Here is a 23,671-nt window from a genome sequence, read left to right on the forward strand (position 1 = left end):
GAGCGGTTTCATAATCCAAGAATGCGACGTAGAGTAGCGAATCAAGACAGGAAGTTTACAAACGTTTTAAACCGTCCGTAGAAACGGGGTAGAACCCTAATGAGTACTCTAAAAAAGCGTATGAGACGAGACTATCAAATGACAGATTACTGTATTACCAACAGGAGCTACTACAGTCCTTACCAAGCAACAAAGGGAAGTAAGTAGCTTTAGTTATGGGGTGGTGAAAATTATTAGAATTCATTTACTACGTATTTGTACAGCTTAAAGATAATGACCCTCGCGACGCCTCCTCAATATGCTCAGACCACCACTCCATCATTTCCCTGCGCTGCTTCATATAAGTAGCGCGGTTATATGCCGCACGAATTTTGTCTTTGTCCTTATGCGCCAGCGCAACTTCAATAACGTCTTTGTCAAAACCTTGCTCGTTAAGTGTGGTGCTAGCGAGAGCTCTAAGACCATGGGCAACTAGACGGCCTTCGAAGCCCATGCGCTTGAGCGCCATGTTAGCGGTTTCTTTATTGGCATGCTTAAGGGGGGCTCTATCAGAGGGGAATATGAACTCTCTGTGACCGCTCAGTGGTTTTATGAACTCTAATAATGCTAATGACTGCTTAGTCAATGGCACTTCGTGAGGTCGTTCCATTTTCATCTTCTCAGCAGGAATCGTCCATATAGCTTTATCGAAATCGACTTCCTCCCAGCGGGCTTGCACTGCTTCACCGGGGCGGACCATGGTGTGTAGTTGCCATTCAATCAAGCACCGAGTCACGTACTTGATGTTAGCAAAGTTTAAAGCCCGCATAAGCTCCGGTAATTCATCAGGAGCCAGTGTTGGCATATTCTTAACCCTTGATGAGGGAATCATCTGATTAATGCCTGTCAGTGGGTTATGGCGGACGATACCAACATTGACTGCAAACGACATGACGTTATTCATGCGACGAGCAACTTTACGCGCCATTTCAAAGCTATTTCGCTTGGTGAGGGCTTGAATCACTTCTATTGCTTTAGGGGCGGTTAACTGCTCGATAGGAATTGAGCCAACGCGCGGGAATACATCATTTTCAAGTGAGCGCCAGATTTTGTTAGCAGTGTCAGGTTTAACCTTTGTTCGGTGTACTTCTATCCAACGTTCAGCAACCGCTTTGAACGTATTGCTAGCGGCAGCCCGTTTTTTTTCAACTTGTTGGTCACGGTGAGCTATGGGATCAATATCCTTGGCTAGTAACTCCCGATTATAATGGCGCTTTTCTCTTGCTAATTTTAGTGATAACTCTGGGTAGTTACCTAATGTCAGGTTTTTGCGACGCTGAGTAAAAGGCTCTGAATAGTTAAAGATCCAAACTTTTTTACCCGAGGGTTTGATTCTCAAGAACAGCCCTTGCCCGTCAGACAGGTTATATTCTCTATCTTTTTTTTCTGCCGCATCGATTTTCTTAGGAGTAAGCGGCTGGGGGATCTTAGGCATTTTTGTAACACACCTTATGTACATTTCATTCCGTGTTACATAACAGTGTACAAAAAGTTGTGGATAGTGCGAAACTACAATGGACTGTAAAAGACTCCAACCCCGTCCAAGTACTTGATTAATAAAGGCTTAAAGTACAAGTATGGACGGCATTGGAAGGGATGGTGGTGCCCGGAGGCGGAATCGAACCACCGACACGAGGATTTTCAATCCTCTGCTCTACCGACTGAGCTATCCGGGCGACGAGGCGTATTAAACGTTTTTTTCGTCTTCGAGTCAACCGCTTTTCTTAGGTTTTTTACCGTTTGGTCAGTAAATCACCATTTTGCGGTTAATCTACACGCAAATAGGTGCTGCCCGCCAAACATTTCTCGTAAAAGTTAGTCCACCGTACGCCCTCACGTGGCTGCAGATGACCTTTACGTACTTGGCGATCAATGTGCTTTTTAACCGTTTTAGCCATATATTCGGTGTTGTATTGCATCGTTGTCAGCACTTTTTCGGCTGATGTACCCGGTACAACTTCCTCAATATAGAAATCGCCCGGCTCATCGTCGTGGCAATAAACGTGCACTTCGGTTAAACGACCAAACAAGTTATGCATGTCACCCATAACATCCTGATAAGCGCCGGTTAAGAATAAGCCTACATGGTAGTTCTCATTCTTCTTCAACTTATGCATCGGGATGTTTTCACGAATTTCTGTGCCTTCAATGTACTTACTCAGCTTGCCGTCACTGTCGCAGGTAATATCAGCAATAGAGCAACGCACTTCGGGTTTTTCGTCAAGGCGCGAGATAGGCACAATCGGCAGTACTTGACCAATCGCCCAGGTGTCCGCAGCTGACTGGAAAATCGAGAAGTTACACAGGTACTGACTCGCCAGCATGTCTTCAAGCTCATCCAGCTCTTGAATAAAAGCACTTTCTTCATCAAGGCCGGTGTGGATATCGGCGAGAATACGCCAATACATGGTATCTAGCTTAGCCATCTCTTTCAGCGAGAGGATACCGAGCTTAAATGCCTCGTATGCGCTTTGTTTGTAACCTGCCGCGTCGTTATAGCGCTCTTGAGGGTGATACTGTGCACCGTTAATAAACAGGTCACGCATGTTCTTGACCAGAATATGTTCGTCTTCGGTAGCACTTAAATCAAAGTCAGTGCCTGAAGGGTTTACTTCGCCGACAATGTTCGAGACAACACAGCTGTGGTGGGCAGTCATGGCGCGGCCGCTCTCACTCACGATGTTAGGGTGAGGGACGTTCTCGAGGTCACAGACCTGTTTAATGCCCCATACCACGTCAGCAACATATTCCTCGGTTGAGTAGTTACGCGATGAATCGGTGGTAGAACTGGTGCCGTCGTAATCGATACCTAAGCCGCCACCGATGTCTAAGTACTCAAGTTCAACGCCTTCTTGCACCAGTTTGGCGTACAAACGCGCCCCCTCAGATACCGCTTCTTTAATTTTGCGAATATCCGAGAGCTGACTACCGATATGAAAGTGCAATAACTTCGCACAATGCAGCATGTCTTCTTCGCGCAAACGCTCAATGGCATTGAGAATTTCGGCAATACTCAGACCAAACTTAGCTCGATCGCCGCTTGAGCCCGCCCATTTACCTGAGCTACGTACCATCATTTTTGAGCGTAAGCCAATCATTGGCTCAACACCGAGCTGCTTCGCAAGCGGGATCAGCATTTCGAGTTCACTGAATTTCTCGACCACGATGATCATTTTGCGCTTGAGTTGGCGTCCAAGCAGCGCCAAGGTCAAGTAGTCTTTATCTTTATAGCCATTTAATACCGTCAGCGCTTCAGGGTTGTCATTATATGCCATGACCGCCATGAGTTCTGGCTTTGAACCCGCTTCTAAACCGTAGTTATAGGGTTCGCCGGCATCCATGATCTCTTCGACCACTTCACGCATCTGGTTCACTTTAATGGGAAATACACCGCAGTACTGACCTTTGTATTCGGCTTCCTCAATACATTTGTTGAACGTCTCGTTAATGATCTCAACTTGTGAGCGCAAGATGTCATGAAAGCGGATAACTGCGGGCAGCTCGATACCTTCGGCAATAATTTCATCCACGACTTCGCGCATGTCGATGGTAATGTCGGGTAAACGGTGGTTAGGCGCGATTTTGATATTACCGTTCTCACCAATGGAGAAATATCCCGCACCCCAACGATTCACGCCGTAAAGTTCTTCAGCTTGGTCGATAGTCCAATCTGCCATCGGCTTATGCTCCTGCTTGCTCTAGTGTTAACAATACTTCGCGGACGATTTTTGCCGCGAATACATCTGAGTTGCCTGTTGGGTCGATTTTGGGAGATAACTCAACAATATCTGCGCCAATGAAATTTTTCTCACGCAGGATCTTCATCAAACTGACGAATGAATGAAAGTCCTCGCCGCCCGGCTCTGGTGTACCTGTACCGGGCATAAATGCGGGGTCGAAGTAGTCGAGATCCAGCGTAAGGTAGATAGGGCGGTCGCCGGCGATCTCCTGCACCGATGTCAAAAAGTCCTGCCGCGATTTACGGATAGTGCCCTGTTGATTCATCCAGGTATATTCATCACGAGTGCCTGAACGAATACCATACTGAATAAGCTGATGCTCTGGGCCGAAGTGATCGACCACGCGGCGAATTATCGACGCGTGTGAAAAATGATAACCCAAGAAACCATCACGCAAATCTGCGTGTGCATCAAGGTGTAACAACACCATATTGGGGTATTGTTTGAGATGCTTAACGATAGGCGCGTACGAAATCGAATGCTCACCCCCTAAGGTAATGAGCTTGGTTTGGGTCGCGGCTAAATCCAACGGTTCAAAAATCTGGTTAAAGTCATTATTGGCGTGATGCCATTGTGCCTCAACGTCGTCGTCAAAACCCAAACGTAAGTTGCCTAGGTCAAAAAACTCGTAATCTTCCAGATCGGCATCCAAGTAGGGAGAATACGATTCGATATCTTCGGATACCGAACGAAGGCCATCCGGACCCTCTTTGGTCCCTTTACGAAAACACGCGGTGCCATCAAAGCCGAAGCCAATGATGTGAATACTGCCAGGATGGATCGAAAATGAACGCTCGGCGCCAAAAAAGGGGCGCACAGGATCATTGGTCGCCACTGGAAGTGAAATTTCTGACATGGGCACAATACCTTACTTTACGCTTTGTCGACCGTGGCTTTATGACGATCTTTTTTGATCGGGTTAAAACACTTGGTCTGTATATCTATCAATTCTTGGCTCAGCACTTTGCGCTTGACCCAAGTGTCTTCGAGCGGTGTAGTAACCAGCTCGTTCTTCTCAATGCCGGCCATAACACCGGTAATGCCTTCTTGTACCAGTTGTACGGCATAAACACCTAAACGGGTTGCCAAGATACGATCCATGGCCGTTGGGCGTCCACCACGTTGTACGTGACCGAGCAAACAAGGACGACATGGAAAGTTGAGTCGATCCTCGAGTTGCTCGGCTAAGCGCACCGCGCCGCCAGGCCATTGGTTTTCGCATAGCACCATTACGTAACTGGAGTCACCACGCACTCGATTCACACCTTCGACGTGCTTAACCAATGCATCAATAGTGAGTGGTTTATCCTTTTGCAGCTCGGGCAAAATCATACGCTCTGCGCCGCTTGCCATGGCACTGCTAATCGCAATGTAGCCCGCGTTGCGACCCATGACTTCAACAATGAACACGCGGTCCATGGCTTCTGCGGTATCACGGATTTTATCGAGCGCGTCCATCGCGGTTTCTACCGCGGTATCGTAGCCAATCGTGTTATCGGTTCCGTAGAGGTCGTTATCGATGGTGCCGGGGATGCCAATAATAGGACCTTGCCAAAATTTAGCAAGATGATTTGCGCCTCTAAATGAACCGTCGCCACCAATGACAATAAATGCATCTACATTCTGCGCATCCAAGTTGCGTGCTGCCTCTATTCCGCCCTCATCGGTTTTAAAGCGTTCGCTACGCGCGCTTTTAATAATGGTGCCGGAATATTGCAATATATGTTCAACTTCATCGCGACCGAGTTTCATATAGTCATTGTTTAGCAAGCCTTCATATCCATGACGAAAACCCACAACGTCTATTCCATCATGCTCGGCAGCTAATACCACTGCACGTAGTGCTGCATTCATACCGGGGGCGTCGCCACCGCTGGTAATTACGGCTATGCGTTCAATTAATCGACTAGATGACACCTGTTCTACTCCTTGCTATGGTCATTGGTGTAAGCTTACCGTTAGTAGTGTCGCTGACCAAGAGGAAATTTGATGAGCGAGCGTGATTGTCTGTTTGATTACAACGAATTGTTAGCGTGGGCCGACGAATGTCTGCAAGCGGTTGGTGCGTCTGGCGAAGTAGCTCGCCATGTTGCCTACTATCTATTAGAGGGCGACTTGTTGGGCTATAGTACCCATGGTCTAATTCGGCTGCTGAATAATTGTCAGTGGTTGGAGCGTGGTGAGAGTCAGCCCAAAGGGCAACCTCAGGTACTGCAACAGCGTGCCGCTGTCGCCAATTGGGATGCGCAACGTTTACCGGGTCCTTATGTGATGCCAATGGCCATTAACGAAGCCATTCAAATGGCGAAACAAGCGGGCACTGGCACCATCACAGTTCGTCGTAGCCAACATATCGCGTCTTTGGCTGCCTATTTAAGCTTAGCAACAGAGCAGGGCATGATGGTCAGTTTAATGTGCTCGACCCCAGGCCAGCGCGCCGTCGCTCCGTTTGGCGCTAAACAAGCGGTGTATTCGCCTAATCCGTTCGCTGTCGGTGTGCCGAGCTCTGGCGACCCTATTTTATTGGACATCAGTTTATCCATGACGGCCGCGGGCAAGGTACGTCAGGCAAAAGCCAATCAGCAGAAATTGCCTTATAACGCATTGGTCACGGCTCAGGGCGAATGGACCGATGACCCTGAGACGTTTTTCTCAGAACCGGGTAGTGCGATTGGTCCATTGGGTGGTGAGCGATTGGGCTATAAAGGTTATGGCTTAACGCTATTTAGTGAACTGTGGACGATGGCGCTGGCGCAGTATGGTCGGAATCAAGGCAAAGATGAGGGCGATGCCAACTGTGTTTGGGTTCAAGTTATTGACCCTTCGGCGTTTGGCGAGCAAAAAGCATTTATTACTCAGGTGGACGAGTTAATTCGAGACACCTTGGCGGCAAAACCGATTGCTGCGGACAACCCCGTGCGCATTCCCGGTCACCAAGCGCTGGCGCGCAAGCGCCAACAGCTTGAGAAGGGTGTACGTTATGCGCCCGCTACACTCAAAGTATTGCGTAAGTGCGCTGAGTTTTGTCAGCAGCCGTTACCGACAGCACTGAATTAAGGTTGTAATCGCTGCACGCTCCAATTATCTGCGCTTTCTAAGCGGTAGATAAACCGGTCGTGTAAGCGATGCTCACCACCTTGCCAAAATTCAACTTCACTCGGCACGATGCGGTAACCGCCCCAGTGTTGTGGACGCGGTACTTGCTTGCCTTGATATTGCTCAAGCTGCTCTTGGTAGTAACGTACAAGCTCATCGCGACTGCCAATCGGCTGACTTTGATTAGAAATCAGTGCGGCTACTTGGCTTTCGAACGGGCGTGAATAAAAGTATTCGTCGTTTTCCTGTTCGCTTAAAGGCTCAGCATTCCCACGAAAGTGCACTTGGCGCTCAAGTGCAAGCCAGGCAAAGTGACAAGATACCTTGGGATTGAGTGCGATATCCTTACCTTTATGACTTTGCTTATTGGTAAAGAAGCGTAGCCCCGACTCGTCAAAGCCTTTGAGCAACACGATACGTTGACTCGGATGGCTGTTGCTATCCACCGTGGCGACGGTCATTGCCGTTGGATCGCTGTTGAGACCACACTCAACGGCATTGTTTAGCCAACTCTCAAACAGCTGAAACGGTGTGTTGGGCACATCAGACTCAGTTAAATGGCCAATGTTGTAATCTCGACGAATGGATTGAAGATCCATAATACCCTCGTGTTTAGATGATATCCGAATAACGTTGTCTTATCTTTTCCATCGCATCAATATGATCGATCATGATGCCAACCAGTTCGGGGTCAAAGAATTCGCCGGAGTGCAGCGTCAAATAATCGATTGCGGCGCCCGTATCCTGCGCATCGCGATATGAGCGTTGAGTGCGCAATGCGTCATACTGACTGGTGATGGATAGAATTCGCGCATTGATATCAATCGCTTTCGCTTTTTTGCGACTGGGGAAACCCAGTCCATCCCAACGCTCATGAATATCTTGCGCGATACGTGCTGCGATTTGTGCAATTTCGGTATCGGTCTGGCTTAGATAGTCATGACCTTTGATCACATTACTCATGATTTCTTCGTAATCGTGAATCGATAGGGCATCGGCACTTTGAGCCAATTCCATTTGCACGGAGACTTTACCGATATCGTACACTGACGCCGCTTGCTTCAGCTTTTCTGCGTCTTCGCTGGTAGCGCCGGTGGCAATCAATAGTTGCCCAGCCATTTCCGCTGAGCGCTTCACATGATGACTAATATTATCAACTGACCGTTTTTCGATAGCCTCGCCTACGGAGTATAGCAACTCACGTTGAGCTTCTCGCTCGGTCTCTCTCAAGTTAAGGTTATCGATTGCAATAGAGCTATTATTCACAAACAGCCCCAGTAAGTTTTGATCAAGGTCAGACAAATCTCGAACATCTTTGATGACGAGTAGATATTGCCGACCGCCCGTCGTTTTATAGAGCCCATAGTAATCGTTATTGTGAATTCTAAATACCACCGAGCGCTGAAGGTTTTGCAGCTCGGTCACTAACGACCAGTCGATATCTTGTGTGACCGCCTGACCAACGGCTTGGGCATAGTCGCCGGTGCCTCCGATAATTTCAAACTCTTGATTGTCACGGGTCTTAGCGGTAAGACCATGGGTGCGACAATACATGGCGTCATCAGAGTGAGTAATCAGTGCGACCAGTTGTTCTAAGATACCCTGACACAAGGCATGCATAGATTGCGCGCTGAAGACTTCAGCTGACGCATTGATAACCTTTTCTAGACCGCGCTTATTACGTTCAATGGCATTAAGATCACGGTATGCGCGCAGACAGGAATACATTAAAGTGACGAGCTTGCGATAGGTCAGCTCGGTTTTTTCTTTGTAATCGTCTATGTCGTAGCGAGCAATGACATCTTCTTCGGGCGCTTGCCCCGGTTGTCCAGTGCGCAATACGATACGAATCAGTCGATTCTGTAACTCTTGGCGGATCCAGCGTGCGACATCAAGTCCCGCATGGTCTGTTTCCATGACGACATCCAATAGCGTCATCGCGATGGCTGTATTATTGGATAAAAACTGTTTGGCTTCCTCGCCAGAATAAACTGAGTGAAACTTTAATGGACGCCCGTCGAGTTTAAAGTCGGCCAGCGCCATTTTGGTAATAGTGTGAATTTCCTCGTCATCGTCGACGATAAGGATTTCATAAGGAGGTGCCGTGTTGAGCACCTCCTCTTCAGGTTCGTCCTCGGAGAATAAAAAGTCATCATTCATTTGAATATACCTGCTCACCTGCGACAAAGGTTTGCTCGACGTCTACTCGCCAAATGTCTTTTGCATCAATCGCAAAAGGGTCTCGGTCGAGTACGATAAAATCAGCCCACTTGCCGGGTTCAATTGAGCCTAGCGTGCTTTCTTGCCAACCTGCATACGCCGCGTCAATCGTAAAGGCTCGCAATGCTTGCTCGAGCGACATTGACTCTTCGGCATGCCAGCCACCTGCAGGCATGTTCTGGCGATCTTGGCGGGTTACGGCTGCATGTAAGCCATAAAATGGGTTCGCAAGCTCAACGGGGAAGTCGGAGCCTGCGGCAATAATCGTACCTTGCTCGAGTAAGGTATGCCAGGCATACGCTCCCTTCATACGTGCTTTACCTAAGCGATCTTCAGCCATGTTTTTGTCGCTTGTTGCGTGCGTGGGCTGCATCGAGGCGATGATATTCAAATCCTTAAAGCGCTGTAGGTCGTCTACATTGACGATTTGTGCGTGCTCAATGCGGTTACGTAAATTACGGCCGCCAAGCGTCTGATAAAACTCAGCGAAAGCGTCGAGTGCAATGCGGTTGGCGCGGTCACCAATGGCATGTGTGTTTATTTGAAAGCCAAACGGAATGATTAATTGATATAACTTCCGTATATTTTCAACCGACGTTACGAGTAGACCATGGTTGTCGTGGTCGTCACTGTATGGCTTAAGTAATGCCGCGCCGCGACTTCCTAGTGCACCGTCAGCGTATATTTTGACGCTACGAATAAAGAGTTTGTCGTCATCGGTGCGGTAAGGGCCTTCAGCTAATAATTGAGGCAGCTGTGGTTCGGTCGCTGCAATCATTGGATAAACGCGCATTGGCATTTCCCCCTGATGTTGCATACCTTTATAGATTGATAGGTCAACCGCAGGTACGCCGGCATCATGCACGGAGGTTATGCCGAGCGATAGCAAATGGTTGAATGCCAGCTGAAAAGCTTGCTTTTTCTCACTCGCCGTTGGCTCTGGGATAAGCGGCTCAACTAAGTTGACGGCATTATCGATGAGTACGCCCGTTGGGTTACCTTGAGCGTCTTTGATGATTTGACCGCCATCCGGTGAGACTGTCTCACTGGTAATACCGGCGACTTCGAGTGCTTTTGAGTTGAGCCATGCCGCATGACCATCAACACGGGTCAAATATACGGGGCGATCAGCGACGAACTCATCAAGCTGTTCTGCGGTTGGAAAACGCTTACTGGGCCAGTTTTCTTGGTTCCAGCCACGTCCTTTTATCCATTGAAGGTCGCGATGCTGCTGCGCATAGTCGTTGACTGCATTAACGGCGTCGGATGCTGACTCGCTTGTACGGAGGTCGACTTGCAGTAAGCTTAGACCCAAGCCTAATACGTGACCGTGAGCATCAATCAAACCAGGGAATACTGTTTTACCTTGTAAGTCGATACGTGTGAAATCGGGAAATTGTTGCGCAAGCTCGGCATCGCCCATCGCGATAAACTTACCATTACGCACCGCGAAAGCACTGAACTGTTCAAGTTGTGCATCTTGTCCAGCAGGGCTTGTTAGCGTATATCCATTAACATTTGTATAAACTGTCTGTGCATTAATTGAGGTAGTAAACAGCGCACTAAGTACTAACGAACTGGTCAAAATTAAACGGCGAAATGGCTTCATAAAAAATCCCTATAAATGAGCAATAGAGTTACTATACAAGGTTTTCACGTTAATACACAAAGGACAAACATCTTAACGATGTTGATTTTATTAACAAAAATTTTCGTGATAGATATAAATTTCCTTAAGAACTTGCTCTGAGCTTGAATTCGGGTATGCTAAAAGTTAAATAGATAAGGATTTTCAACGAGAGAAACTAGATGAAGATATTAATTATTGATCCTTCGTTCTTCATGCGTTCAGGACTCATACAATTGTTGACGAACTATGCAACGCAGCCAGCAATTTATGAGGCTGATTCGTTCACGGTTGCAGAAAACTACCTAAAAGCGGATGAATTTAATATTATCTTTGTTGAGATGGAATTACCTGATGAGGAAATTCGTCCTGCTTTGCAGCGTTTGAAGCGTTTGGCACCTTCAGCGCATTTAGTGCTGTTTACTAAAGCTAAAGCGGTTGGCGATGTGCGCCAAGTTATGGCCGCGGGAGTACGGAGTTATTTACCTAAAGATGCCTCAGCGGAGCAAGCCAAAATGGCGATTCGGGGCCTGCTCAACGGTGACCGTTACTTACCGGATGACCCGAACCTTAATGAACCTCGTAATAAAAGCAGTGGCGCTGAAAGCTTCCTTTCGCCACGTCAGCTTGAAATCATGCAGTTATTGGCGCAAGGTTTATCTAACAAGGAGATTGCTAATATATTAGGCATTACTGAGGGTACTATCCGTGTTCACCTCTCAGCAATCTTCAAAGCGATCAAGGTGTCTAATCGCACTGAAGCCACCTTGTGGTATTTACTCAGACAGAAGAAACTTGTTGATTAATTGCCTATGTCTCTGAACGATTTAGCTAAACAGCTCGAGTCGTATCGTCACGCCCCTACTGAAAAATGGGATCCGCCATACTGTGGCGAGATTCCGATGCTTATTGATGAACATGGTCAGTGGTTATACCAAGGTTCGCCTATTACTCGCACTGCACTGGTGAAATTATTTGCATCAGTGTTGGTGTGTGAGTCGGGCGAATATTTTCTTGTAACGCCTGCTGAAAAAGTGAAAATCGCGGTTGCAGATGCGCCGTTTATGATCGTCGATTGGAAATTCCACGATTATGAAGGTGAGACAGTAATTCAAGTTGTAACCAATATTGATGAGCGATATATTTTGAACGAGCAACTGTTAAGTTTTGTTAAGGATGGAGTGCCGTACTTTGAACTCCCGACAGGTTTAACAGCAAAAGTTCATCGCAATGTATTTTATCAGTGGGTAGAAATTGCACAGCAACGCGAACTACCCGATGTAACAGAATTATTTCTTCATAGTGCCGGTCAAGACTTTGTAATCGGTCGGTTGGCAAACTAAAGGGTTAGCGCGTGGTAAACTCCTCTACGATGGATTCTCGAGTTATTTATGTACTCGAGTCGAATACGGAGCGTAAAAAGCAGTTACAGACAGTGCTCGACTTTATGGGCGAGCTCGTAGAGTGCCAAACCCAGTGGCTGGGGGATGAGCAATTAGACAATGCTTTATGCATCATCGCAGGCGACTGCGTTGATGATCTTGAAGCTTTGGCTTCTGACTATCCCAATGTTCCTTTTATTAGTGCAACTGAGCGTCATGCGAATGCGGTTCGACGTGCGAATGTCGTCGGTGAAATATCGCAAGCACTGACCTACGATGAACTGTCGCATTTGATTCGCTACTGTCAAGCATACCATCGCCACCTTCCAAGCCAGCGAGGCTACCACGGTAAGAATACCGATCCTTTAGAAAGGAAATTGGTCGGCCAAAGCCACGATATCCGAGAAATTCGTAAGCTCATTCAACAGGTCGCAGGAAGTGAGGCGAATGTTCTAGTATTAGGTGAGTCGGGTACGGGTAAAGAGGTTGTCGCTCGTGGGATTCACCAGCTTTCGCGTCGTGCTAAAGGACCTTTTGTTCCCGTGAACTGTGGAGCCATTCCCCCCGATTTACTCGAAAGTGAGTTGTTTGGTCACGAAAAAGGCGCCTTTACTGGAGCTATTGGTGTGCGTAAAGGGCGTTTCGAGCTGGCACAGGGCGGTACGTTATTCCTAGATGAAATCGGTGATATGCCGCTACCAATGCAGGTCAAATTGCTACGCGTATTACAGGAGCGCGTATTTGAACGCATTGGTAGCAGTAAGAGTATTTCGGCCGATGTACGGGTTGTTGCTGCTACTCATCGCCAGCTTGAGACTATGATTGCCGATGGGCGATTCCGTGAGGATCTTTACTATCGCTTGAATGTCTTCCCTATTGAAATGCCGGCATTGCGAGAACGTGCAGAAGATGTGCCGCTCTTACTTCGTGAGATTGCCGAGCGGTTTAAGGAAGAACGTGGTATTAGTGTGCGTTTGACCGAACGTGCACTACAGTCGCTGGAAGCGCACCCATGGCCTGGCAATGTGCGCGAATTAGCGAACTTAATTGAGCGACTGTCAATTACACACCCCAATCAATGGGTCGACGTAAACGATCTACCGCATAAATATCGGCATATCGACGCTGAGGATTTAACACCTGAGTATCCGGAAGAATTGTTGGAGCGAGATGCGCTTAATGCGATTTTCTCGGAGCAAGACGAAGAAGGAGATGATGAGTCAAGCGAGCTCCCCAGTTTGGACGTAACTGGGGCGGCAGAAATCCCTGAGTCGGGCTTAAACCTTAAGGATATGCTAGCTGAAATTGAAGTAGAAATGATAAAACAAGCGCTTGACCGTGCTGATGGGGTTGTCGCAAAGGCCGCAGACCTACTCAGTATGCGGCGCACTACGTTAGTCGAAAAAATGAAAAAATATGACATCACGAAAGTATGATGTTGATATTTTGACGCTTCTAACATGTTGAATTAAAAAGAAAATAATAGGCATGCCTTTTGCATTATTAGTGTAAGGAATTTTTCAGGATGCACTAATTTATGCAATCGAACTACGCTCTCATTGATGCGATGCCTAACGCGGTCATTTTAGTCAATGGTCAAGGTATCGTTGATTACTGTAATCCAAGCAGTATTCAGCTCATCGGGACCGATTTAAACGGTGAGCTATGGCGCGATTGTGTCGCGCGCACCTTTACTCCCAAAGCCGATGACTGGCACGAGGTTTCGTTGCATAATGGGCGGCGAGTCCGTGTCGATATTTCGAGTCTACCAGAGCAACCAGGGCAGCTTGTGGTGCTTACCGATCTTACTGAGACGCGTGACTTACAAGCCCAGCTCGCGCACTTACAACGCCTGTCTTCCATGGGGCGCATGGTCGCTTCCCTTGCACATCAAATACGTACGCCTTTGGCGACAGCGCTTCTTTATTCAGAGCATTTATCTTCAAATAACCTAACCGAGGATCAGCGTTGTCAGTTTAGTCGCAAGCTAAAAACACGCCTACATGACCTAGAGCACCACGTTAACGATATGCTGCTATTCGCTAAAAGCGGTCAACAAAGCACGCTAGCTGACGTTGATGCAGATGACTTGGTGAATCATATCAAGCAAAGTGTCGAAGCATACGCAGCGCAACGTAGGGTAGCCATTCGATGGCAAGATGATGATGAGGGTACGGCTCTGCGTATTAACCAAACTGCCGTAGCAGGAGCGATTCAAAATTTGATCACTAACGCGATTGACGCCAGTCAACAAGGGCAGTCAGTCGTTGTCGAAACCGAGTCGAGCGAAGGTTTTTGGAGTTGCTCTGTTCGTGATACTGGCGTTGGTATCGACGAGGCGATGAAACAACGTTTATTTACGCCATTTGCCACCAACAAAACCCACGGCACAGGATTGGGATTGGCAGTCGTTGACATGGTCACGAAAGCGCATAATGGCCGTATCGAGTGGCAGTCGGAAAAGGGTTGTGGAAGCGAATTCAGGATAGTGCTCCCCATCGTTCAACACGCGAATCTGGAGGTGCGTTATGGTTAGTCCAATTATTCTGATTGTTGAGGATGACGCCGCGTTACGAGAGGCTATTACAGACACGCTTGAATTGGCGCACTACCAATGTTTGCATGCCGATAACGGTGAATCAGCATTATTGCAGCTTAAGAAGCATCGCATTGACTTGGTCGTCAGCGACGTACAAATGCCAGGTATGAACGGTTTGCAATTACTCAGAAATATTAAACATTTGAAGATCGATGTACCCGTTGTGATGATGACTGCGTATGCAAAAGTTGACGATGCTGTTGTAGCGATGCGCGAGGGAGCTGTCGACTACCTCAGTAAACCGTTTTCGATAGACGAACTGACCCAACTTGTGCAACGTCATGCACCCATCGAGCCAGCAGCAGGACATGGTGTGGTAGCAAAGGATAGCGCGAGTTTGGCGCTATTAGAGTTAGCTAAAAAAGTGGCTCGAACGGAGGCTACGGTGTTGATCACCGGTCCGAGTGGAACGGGCAAAGAAGTATTGGCGCGTTATATCCACCAACAATCCAAACGAGATAAGGAACCCTTCGTTGCGGTTAATTGTGCAGCGATCCCCGAAACGATGCTGGAATCACTTTTGTTCGGCTATGAAAAAGGTGCATTTACCGGCGCGACTCAGTCTTCACCCGGTAAGTTTGAACTGGCACAAGGCGGCACATTGTTGCTTGACGAAGTGACCGAAATGGATATCGCCTTGCAAGCAAAATTGTTACGTGTGATTCAAGAGCGTCAGGTTGAACGGTTAGGCGCACGCCAAGCGATTCGCCTTGATGTTCGCATCATAGCGACCTCTAATCGGGATATTAAAGCCGCTGTGGCGGAAGGGATCTTCCGCGAAGATCTCATGTATCGACTCAACGTGTTCCCCTTAAGCTGGCTGCCTCTCGCGGAGCGAATTGGGGATATCGGACCGTTAGCTGAAGCGTTAATTGCGCGGCATCGTCAGCGTTTAGGTATTCGAGAAGCGGTGACTTTGTCGGACGAGGCGCTTCAACACCTAAAGCAATATGCATGGCCGGGGAATGTCAGAGAACTTGAAAATGTTGTTCAACGAGCCTTAGTTCTCCAACAAGGTGGCAAAATACGACCCAGTGATTTGATGCTAGACGATGCGTTGATGGACCATGTCCTGCCCGAGCAAGTTTCTCAGGATAGTCAGGTACTTGCTTCACAACCTGAGCATGAAAATCTCGACAATGAACCTGCCGAGGAACTGGGCGAATCATTGTTCATGCAAGAGTATCGAATTATCAAGCAAGCGTTGGCGCGCCATCATGGCAAGCGTAAACCGGTTGCTGAAGAACTAGGAATATCGCCCCGAACACTGCGCTATAAACTTGCAAAGATTAGAGATAACGGACTGAGTGTCTAATTAACCCACCTTATAAAGCAGAGTTGGCATTCTACTTGCATCGTCATAGGCAACACGTTAAGTCGTAAGTTTTTTGACGGAGAAAGAAATGAAAGTAGATGCCAACGCAGCCTATCAACAATGGCGCGAGCTCACAACGCAATCTGCCAACCTCGACAAGCCGCAGAACGATAATGCGCTGAAAGTCGAAAATTCAGCAAACGCTGATTTTTCAAACTTGTTAAAAATGGCCGTAGATAACGTCAACGAGCTACAACAGACTTCGGGTGATTTAAAAACGCGCATGGAACTGGGCGATCCCAATGTCACGCTCGAACAAACCATGATCGCGAGTCAAAAAGCGAGTATTGCTTTTGAAGCAACGGTGCAAGTGCGCAATAAGATGGTAGAAGCGTACAAAGAAATCATGTCAATGCCGGTATAACCGAATTAGTTGGAGAATGAGCTGTGGCTGAATCAACAGATTTGATGGTAACAGAAGGCGCGGGTAACAGCGCTGCTGACGCAAGCGGGCAGTCAGGAGAAAAACAAAGCATCGTCGATAAGTTGGCGAACTTTGATATGTTGCGCCAAGTCGTCGTAATTTTGGCGCTTGCTATCTGTGTGGCCATCGCTATTTTCATTATGCTTTGGGCACAAGAGTCGACTTTCCGTCCTCTTGCAAAAATGGAAACAGAACAGCTCGTTGGTACTTTAGATTATCTCGACGCAAACAATATTGAATATAAAGTCGACGGTAATGTGGTATCGGTTCCCGAGGAGAACTACGATGCGGTTAAACTTAAGTTGACGCGTGCCGGTGTGGATTACGGTCAATCGGAAAGCAACGGCTCCGATATTTTAATGAGTGAGCCTGGTTTTGGCGTGAGTCAACGACTCGAGCGTGAACGTTTGATCCACTCCCGGGAAATTCAGTTAGCACGAGCAATTGAAGAAATGCGCGCAGTGTCGGCCGCTCGTGTGCTGTTGGCCGTGCCTAAAGAAAACGTATTTGCACGTCGCGAGAAACAACCTAAAGCATCTGTGATGCTTAACGTGAAAGGTAATCAGTCACTGAGTGAGGAAGAAATCGCCTCTATTGTCGATATGGTTGCGTCGTCCGTCACGAGTTTAGAAACTTCACAAGTCACTGTCACCGATCAAAACGGTCGGCTTTTGAACTCAGGTTCGCAAAGCGCATTGGCCGCCACGAATAGCCGTGAGTATCAGTTAGAGCGTAAACGCGAAGAAGAATACCTGAATAAAATTGACAGCATTTTGATTCCGGTATTGGGATATGACAATTACACTGCGCAGGTCGATGTCACAATGGATTTCACGCAGTCGGAAAAAACACAACGGCTATACAACCCAGACATGCCAGCCATTCGTAGCGAAATGACGGTGGAGAACCGCAGCGCCGGTACAGCCGTCGGTGGTATTCCTGGTGCACTCAGTAATCAGCCCCCATTAGAATCAAATATTCCCGAACAGGCCACAGGTGCGGGTAGTCAGCGTGATGCGACCGGGAGTATGCATCGTGAAGCAACACGTAACTATGAATTGGACAATACCGTTAGCTATACGCGCAGTCAGAGCGGCACAATTGAGCGGTTGAGCGTGTCGGTTGCGGTGAATCAACCGATGACAACCAATGCGGATGGCGAGCAGGTGCCTCAACCCGCCTCACCCGAACAGTTAGCGAATATTCGTCGGTTATTACAAGGTGGTATTGGCTTTGACCTCAGTCGAGGTGATACGATTGAAGTTGTATCGGTTCCGTTCGCGCAGCTACCTGATTTGGGCGCGGGTGAAACAGCAATGTGGGATGAACCTTGGTTTTGGCGTGCCGCTCGTTTAGTGATGGGAGGCCTGGTCATTCTGGTACTCATTCTTGCTGTTGTCCGTCCAATGTTGAAGAAACTTATTAACCCAACTCAAGAATTGGAAGACGATGCTCACTCAATGCTCGAAGACGATGAGATGATGGGTGATGAAACTATCGACTTGCTATCGTCGCAATTTGATGAGAGCTCTGTTGGTTTTGGACCTGATGGGAGTTTACAACTTCCTGATTTACATAAAGATGAAGACTTGCTGAAAGCAGTACGGGCATTGGTTGCAAATGAGCCTGAACTCTCTTCACAAGTAGTAAAAGCGTGGTTAAACGAAGATGCCTAATACAGATATTCGCACCAAACGCAGTGAAACTGAATTTGACGTAACGCAACTTGAAGGCGTGGAAAAGGCTGCAATTTTATTGCTGAGCCTATCTGAGGAAGACGCCGCGCAAATTCTAAAACACCTAGAGCCGAAGCAGGTACAGAAAGTGGGCACGGCAATGGCGAGCCTTGAAGATTTTAATCAAGACAAAGTTAATGCCGTACACAACTTGTTCCTAGATGAGATCCAGAAATTTACAAACATTGGCTTCAAGAGTGAAGAGTTTGTGCGTAAGGCGCTGACCTCAGCACTGGGCGAGGACAAAGCAGGCAACCTGATAGAACAGATCGTTATGGGCGGTGGTGCCAAGGGCCTCGACTCGCTGAAATGGATGGACTCAAAACAAGTGGCGACGATCATTCGTAATGAACACCCGCAGATTCAAACTATCGTGCTGTCCTATCTTGATGCTGAGCAAAGTGCCGAGATTATGGCTCAGTTCCCAGAAAAAGTGCGATTAGACCTGATGATGCGCATCGCTAACTTAGAAGAAGTTCAGCCAGCGGCACTGCAAGAATTGAATGAAATCATGGAAAAACAATTTGCTGGTCAAGCGGGTGCGCAGGCGGCGAAGATGGGTGGTTTGAAAGCTGCTGCCAATATTATGAACTACCTCGATACCAATATCGAAGGTCAGTTAATGGATGCGATACGCGAGCAAGACGAAGAAATGAGTCAGCAAATTCAAGATCTGATGTTTGTCTTCGAAAACTTAGTCGATGTCGACGACCGCGGTATTCAAACGTTGCTGCGTGAAGTCGACGGCGATACCTTACAGAAAGCCCTTAAGGGGGCTGATGACTCGGTCAAAGAAAAAATCTTCAAAAATATGTCGAAGCGTGCAGGTGACCTCTTGCGAGATGATTTAGAGGCAATGGGGCCTGTACGAATTAGTGATGTCGAGGCTGCACAAAAAGACATTCTTGCAGTTGCCCGTCGCTTGGCCGACGCCGGAGAAATTATGCTTGGCGGCGGTGGTGGTGATGAGTTTTTATAAGACAGTAGCTAGGAACCTGCAATCATGAGCGAGCGTCCGACGATGAAAACTTGGGATTTGCCGGATATTACCACGGAAGATTTAAAAGCAGGTGAAAGCCGCAATGCTCTGAACAAACCCCGAAAGTGGCATTATGAGCCGCCGGAGCCTGAGCCCGAAGAAGAAAAGCCAGAACCCTTAACTGCGCAACAGCTCGAGGAGATTCGCGAGGCCGCACGGGAAGAAGGCTTTAAGGCAGGCTTTGAGCAAGGTCATCAGGAAGGGCTTGAAAAAGGACACGAGGAAGGTGTGGAGCAAGGTCGTGAGAAGGGCTTCCATGCAGGTTTTGAGCAAGGGCTGGCTGACGGCAAGGCGCAAATGAGTGAGGCAGAACAAGCTCTGATTGAAGTGATGAATGGCTTAGCCGCGCCCACACAGCAACTTACCGAAACCTTGCGAAAAGAGTTATTAGAGTTGGTTTTCACCCTGACCCGAACAGCCTGCTTAAACGAACCTCTGCATAATGAAAATATTGTTAACAAGGCATTTCAGCAGGCCCTTGAAGTGCTTCCCGTGACCGACCAACGGGTGATCATTCACCTCAATCCTGACGATATTGAGGTAATCCAAGCGAGCTTGGGTGAAGAAGAATTAAAAGAAAAAGGGTGGTTGCTCAGTAAGGATGAACTACTCGAGCGCGGCGGGTGCCGCGTGACGACAGAAAGCTCAAGCGTGGACTACTCACTTGCTAGCCGAGTCGACTTGATTTTTGAAAAATTGCAGGGCGGCTGATGACTGATAGCTTAACTGATTACTTTGCAAGCTTGAAAAAGCGGGTGAAACCTGCGCCAGTATTGGTATCTGGCTATCTAACACGAGTGGTCGGACTTATGTTTGAGGCTGTTGGCGTGCGGGCACCTATTGGTGCAACGTGTGCAGTCGAATCTGCACATGGCGATATCGAGGCCGAGGTGGTGGGCTTTGAAGGTCAGACTAGCTATTTGATGCCCATGGATGATGCGCACGGTGTGGTTCCGGGCGCCAAAGTAAAACCGCTAACGCGTACCGAACAGCTGCCGCTTGGGTTAGAGCTTTTAGGCCGTGTAATTGATGCACGAGGTCATCCATTAGACGCCAAGGGACCGATATTAACAGACAATCAAAATGCCTATCGTAGCCTGCCTATCAATCCACTTAATCGCCGACCCGTGAAAGTGCCGCTAGATGTCGGCGTCAACGCGATTAATGCATGTATTACTGTCGGTCAGGGGCAGCGCATGGGTTTATTCGCCGGTAGCGGTGTCGGTAAAAGTGTCTTACTAGGAATGATGACGAAAGGCACCAATGCAGACGTTATCGTTGTTGGACTCATTGGTGAACGGGGTCGAGAAGTCAAAGAGTTTATTGATGAAATATTGGGTGAAGAAGGATTGGAAAAGGCGGTGGTCGTGGCTGCCCCTGCGGATCAGTCACCGCTATTGCGTTTACGCGGGTGCGAAACTGCGTCAAAAGTAGCCGAGTATTTTCGTGATCAGGGTATGAATGTTTTACTGTTGATGGATTCTTTAACTCGTTACGCCATGGCGCAGCGTGAGATTGCATTGGCGGTCGGTGAACCTCCGGCCACAAAAGGTTATCCCCCTTCGGTATTCGCACGCCTGCCGGCTTTGGTTGAGCGCGCGGGTAATGGCGGTGGCGCACAAGGATCGATTACGGCATTTTATACCGTGCTCACTGAAGGTGATGATTTGCAGGATCCTATCGCTGACTCAGCGCGTGCTATTCTCGATGGGCATATCGTACTGAACCGTGAGCTAGCCGATTCTGGGCATTATCCCGCCATTGATATTGAGGCCTCGATCAGTCGTGTCATGCCCCAGGTTGTTTCCGATGAACACCTGCAACGAGCGACAAAAGTTCGACAGTGGTACTCATCGTTTCGTCGTAATCGCGACCTTATATCTATTGGGGCTTACAGTAAGGGCTCTGATGCTAAGATCGACGAAGCGATAGCGATGCAACCTCAGGTTGAGGGCTTTTTGACTCAGCGTATGAATGAAGTGATTAGTTACGATGAGAGTCTCATGAAACTCCAGCAGTTGACTCAACGCGCGTTCGCTTCGCGTTAGGGATTGTCTTTATGGCTGATATATCACAATTGACGATGTTGTTAGAACTTGAGCAGCAACGCACCGACAAATTGGCGCAGCATTTTGGTGAGGCTAAACAACGGCTAGTGAGTGAGCAACAGCGTCTCGATGGGTTAGTACAGTATCGGTTAGACTACTTGAATCAGTTGCAAGCGCGCGGAGCAGGTGGAATTCGTTCTATTCAATTTGGTCAATATCACGCGTTTGTCGGCAAGCTGGATGAAGGTATCGAGCAGATGCATAACGTGCTGCAACAGTTAAATCAGGTGGTCGAGCAGCGTAAGCAGCAATGGCTAGCACAACGGCAAAAAGCGGAGTCTATTGAGTTGCTGATAGAAAACAAGAAACGAGCAGCAGCAAGATTGCAGGCAAGAAAAGAACAAAAAAACCTCGATGATTTTTCCACCCAACGCTTTATACGGGGTAAAAAGCAAAAACTGGTATAAATATTGCTAGTTTTAATTAATCGAATCAGATTAGCCGTAGCGTCAAATATATGCGGCAGTGCCTAACAGGTGACACATTATGCCCCAGATTATTCAATTAACCACGAACGTGTCCAGTTCGTCAGTAAAAGGCGATAGCTCGAAAGATTTTACTGATGTGGATATGATGGACGTCAGCGGTCGCGACTTTGCCAAGTTAATGCCTTCTGCTTCTGAGGAGCCGCGTGCTCGGCAATTATTTGCCCGTGGTGAAGTGGACATTAATAGTCCACACCGCGCATTCGAAAAGCCCGAATATAGTAATGAGCTTCCTCAGTCATCACTTAGTCAGCGTCTGTCAGCGTCGAAAGAACATGCTTCAGAGGCTCGGGACTGGGTAGAAACCATTGATCGAATGCGCGATTTACTTATCAATAGCGAAGAAAGTCATGCTGACACGGAAACTTCGATTGAGATCAGTAAGCAAGATCAGGCGACGTTAGATGAGATGGAGCAGTGGTTAGCGAAACTCGATGCGGACGTCACGCAACTTCAATCGGACGAACAATTGAGTGCTGACCAGCAAGGCGTGCTGAGTCAACTGACGCAAAAAATAGCAGAGATGCGGCAAGTTGTTGCCGACGCACAACAAGCTGGCTTTATGCCCAAGGAAACGCTTGATAAAGCGACAGATGGTTTGATGGCTGAGTTGGCCCAATTTGAGACTCAGGTGATTCAACCTCATCAAAAGAAACAATGGACAGATATCGAGGCGATGCTTGACGAGGACTCTGAGGAGCCGCTCGCCATGTTGAGTGAGATAGAGATGCCGAAACTGAATCCAGAGCAAAAGGATTGGCTAACCAAGGAACTCGACGCATTTCATAAGCAACAGCCAAACGCATCGCTTACCGAAGCGATGAATCATATAAAAGGGGCTCTTGAGACGTCTAAGCAATTTGATGCGGGACAAAAGAGCACACTATCAAATTGGATTGATCACTATCAGTCAGCGTTGCAGAAGTCAGATAAACAGGTTCAACTTGCCTCAACGATTCCGGCTTCATTGCACACAAAATCAACTCAGTCTGAACGCGTTGATTCGGTAAATGCAACCGAGAAGAGCGGCGGCTCTTCTTCATCTGATAACGGCAAAAGCACCTCTGAATCTGTTAAAGATGAAGATACAAAGCCTGCAGCTGATAAAAGCATGATGGCGAAGTTTGTAAAAGAACAGCTTAATAATGGGAGCACGAGCTCTCAGGGAATGGCAACTGAGGCTGAACTGAGCGCTGTGTCGGGGTCAGGCATGGATACAAGTCTAACTCAACACACGCAATCCTCAGCTGCGCATATGAGTGCAATTACGCAGACCCAACAAGCGATGACCAAAGTTGACGGTATGTCAGTGGCGCAAGCGCAAACGGCTGCTGACAAGCCGTTAGATCTGCAACAACAAGAGACTGCGCAAAAGCTACAAGAGCGTATTCAGCTGATGGTCTCGAAGAATATTAATCGCGCCGACATCCGTCTCGATCCACCTGAATTAGGTTCAATGCACGTGCGGATTCATACGCAAGGCGACCAGACGACCGTACAGTTTCAAGTGCAATCCGCTCAGGCTCGTGATGCGATAGAGCAGTCCATGCCGCGCTTGCGAGAGATGTTGGAGCAGCAAGGCCTAAACTTGGCGCAAAGCACGGTCAGTGAGCAGCAAAGTGGACAAGGCAATGAATCAAGTTCGGGGCGGGGTACAGGTTTTGCAAATAATGGTGATTCTGAAGAGCCTGTCCTTCAGTTAGATGGTGCGGTAGACGACTTTCTCGAGCAGGGGCGACTCGATTTCTATGTGTAAGGGATGAAACCTATCCCTGTTTCGATATATAGTGCTCTGTATTAG

Annotated in this window: 20 protein-coding genes and 1 tRNA gene; 13 read left to right on the forward strand and 8 right to left on the reverse strand. The window is 47.9% G+C overall.

Translation table 11 applies throughout. The features are described 5' to 3' along the window. Window positions 1–247 precede the first annotated feature (247 nt). From AWU56_RS11605 to AWU56_RS11625, 5 genes are all read right to left on the reverse strand, one after another. On the reverse strand, window positions 248–1,474 hold the full coding sequence (locus AWU56_RS11605; protein WP_286682625.1) for an integrase domain-containing protein: 1,227 nt from the start codon (window positions 1,472–1,474) through the stop codon (window positions 248–250). Window positions 1,475–1,639: 165 nt separating this feature from the next. Continuing rightward, window positions 1,640–1,715: transfer RNA gene (locus AWU56_RS11610), tRNA-Phe, on the reverse strand. A 90-nt stretch (window positions 1,716–1,805) separates the two neighbouring features. Continuing rightward, window positions 1,806–3,716 carry a biosynthetic arginine decarboxylase gene (gene speA / locus AWU56_RS11615; protein ID WP_286682626.1) on the reverse strand — a complete coding sequence of 637 codons (1,911 nt, stop codon included), beginning with the start codon at window positions 3,714–3,716 and terminating at the stop codon, window positions 1,806–1,808. A gap of 4 nt (window positions 3,717–3,720) precedes the next feature. After that, window positions 3,721–4,635 (reverse strand): agmatinase, encoded by a 915-nt coding sequence (speB, locus tag AWU56_RS11620; protein ID WP_286682627.1) that lies wholly within the window; start codon window positions 4,633–4,635, stop codon window positions 3,721–3,723. Between the two features lie 17 nt (window positions 4,636–4,652). Then, a complete protein-coding gene (locus tag AWU56_RS11625) occupies window positions 4,653–5,696 on the reverse strand; it encodes an ATP-dependent 6-phosphofructokinase (RefSeq protein WP_286682628.1) in 1,044 nt (347 codons plus the stop codon). Between the two features lie 72 nt (window positions 5,697–5,768). Between AWU56_RS11625 and AWU56_RS11630 the strand changes: the two genes are divergently transcribed. Then, entirely contained in the window at window positions 5,769–6,836 is a 1,068-nt protein-coding gene (locus AWU56_RS11630) for an Ldh family oxidoreductase (RefSeq protein WP_286682629.1), read from the forward strand. On the opposite strand, the gene pdxH is transcribed toward AWU56_RS11630, so the two are convergent. The 3 genes from pdxH to AWU56_RS11645 are packed head-to-tail and all read right to left on the reverse strand — an operon-like array spanning window position 6,833 to window position 10,704. Further along, entirely contained in the window at window positions 6,833–7,474 is a 642-nt protein-coding gene (gene pdxH / locus AWU56_RS11635) for a pyridoxamine 5'-phosphate oxidase (RefSeq protein WP_286682630.1), read from the reverse strand. The genes AWU56_RS11630 and pdxH overlap by 4 nt on opposite strands. Before the next feature lie 13 nt (window positions 7,475–7,487). Further along, on the reverse strand, window positions 7,488–9,035 hold the full coding sequence (locus AWU56_RS11640; RefSeq protein WP_286682631.1) for a response regulator: 1,548 nt from the start codon (window positions 9,033–9,035) through the stop codon (window positions 7,488–7,490). Further along, entirely contained in the window at window positions 9,028–10,704 is a 1,677-nt protein-coding gene (locus AWU56_RS11645; protein ID WP_286682632.1) for an amidohydrolase, read from the reverse strand. Before AWU56_RS11645 ends, AWU56_RS11640 begins: the two co-directional genes overlap by 8 nt. A 200-nt stretch (window positions 10,705–10,904) precedes the next feature. On the opposite strand from AWU56_RS11645, the gene AWU56_RS11650 reads away from it, so the two are divergent. The 12 genes from AWU56_RS11650 to AWU56_RS11705 all read left to right on the forward strand — a co-directional run bounded on the left by AWU56_RS11650 (window position 10,905) and on the right by AWU56_RS11705 (window position 23,626). Next, window positions 10,905–11,528, forward strand: a complete 624-nt coding sequence (locus AWU56_RS11650) for a LuxR C-terminal-related transcriptional regulator (protein ID WP_006956190.1) — start codon at window positions 10,905–10,907, stop codon at window positions 11,526–11,528. A 6-nt stretch (window positions 11,529–11,534) separates the two neighbouring features. Further along, on the forward strand, window positions 11,535–12,065 hold the full coding sequence (locus AWU56_RS11655) for a DUF1285 domain-containing protein (RefSeq protein WP_006956189.1): 531 nt from the start codon (window positions 11,535–11,537) through the stop codon (window positions 12,063–12,065). A gap of 29 nt (window positions 12,066–12,094) precedes the next feature. Then, a complete protein-coding gene (locus AWU56_RS11660) occupies window positions 12,095–13,540 on the forward strand; it encodes a sigma-54 dependent transcriptional regulator (protein WP_286682639.1) in 1,446 nt (481 codons plus the stop codon). 101 nt (window positions 13,541–13,641) lie between these two features. Further along, entirely contained in the window at window positions 13,642–14,640 is a 999-nt protein-coding gene (locus tag AWU56_RS11665; RefSeq protein WP_272977472.1) for a sensor histidine kinase, read from the forward strand. Further along, window positions 14,633–16,018 (forward strand): sigma-54-dependent transcriptional regulator, encoded by a 1,386-nt coding sequence (locus tag AWU56_RS11670; RefSeq protein ID WP_286682633.1) that lies wholly within the window; start codon window positions 14,633–14,635, stop codon window positions 16,016–16,018. The genes AWU56_RS11665 and AWU56_RS11670 overlap by 8 nt, the downstream gene beginning before the upstream one ends. Before the next feature lie 88 nt (window positions 16,019–16,106). Then, window positions 16,107–16,442, forward strand: a complete 336-nt coding sequence (gene fliE, locus AWU56_RS11675; RefSeq protein ID WP_006956185.1) for a flagellar hook-basal body complex protein FliE — start codon at window positions 16,107–16,109, stop codon at window positions 16,440–16,442. Window positions 16,443–16,486: 44 nt separating this feature from the next. Continuing rightward, entirely contained in the window at window positions 16,487–18,178 is a 1,692-nt protein-coding gene (gene fliF / locus AWU56_RS11680) for a flagellar basal-body MS-ring/collar protein FliF (protein WP_416361542.1), read from the forward strand. Continuing rightward, window positions 18,171–19,217: a flagellar motor switch protein FliG gene (gene fliG, locus AWU56_RS11685; RefSeq protein WP_006956183.1), complete on the forward strand. Its 1,047-nt coding sequence runs from the start codon at window positions 18,171–18,173 to the stop codon at window positions 19,215–19,217. Before fliF ends, fliG begins: the two co-directional genes overlap by 8 nt. A gap of 24 nt (window positions 19,218–19,241) precedes the next feature. Continuing rightward, window positions 19,242–19,988, forward strand: a complete 747-nt coding sequence (fliH, locus tag AWU56_RS11690; protein WP_286682635.1) for a flagellar assembly protein FliH — start codon at window positions 19,242–19,244, stop codon at window positions 19,986–19,988. Beyond that, complete coding sequence (gene fliI / locus AWU56_RS11695) at window positions 19,988–21,325, forward strand: flagellar protein export ATPase FliI (RefSeq protein ID WP_272977475.1); 1,338 nt, start codon at window positions 19,988–19,990, stop codon at window positions 21,323–21,325. Before fliH ends, fliI begins: the two co-directional genes overlap by 1 nt. Window positions 21,326–21,336: 11 nt before the next feature. Next, a complete protein-coding gene (gene fliJ, locus AWU56_RS11700; protein ID WP_006956180.1) occupies window positions 21,337–21,792 on the forward strand; it encodes a flagellar export protein FliJ in 456 nt (151 codons plus the stop codon). Window positions 21,793–21,871: 79 nt separating this feature from the next. Next, window positions 21,872–23,626: a flagellar hook-length control protein FliK gene (locus AWU56_RS11705; RefSeq protein WP_286682636.1), complete on the forward strand. Its 1,755-nt coding sequence runs from the start codon at window positions 21,872–21,874 to the stop codon at window positions 23,624–23,626. Window positions 23,627–23,671: the final 45 nt, after the last annotated feature.

It is taken from the genome of Idiomarina sp. T82-3, from assembly GCF_001577655.1.
Taxonomy (GTDB): Bacteria; Pseudomonadota; Gammaproteobacteria; order Enterobacterales; family Alteromonadaceae; genus Idiomarina; species Idiomarina baltica.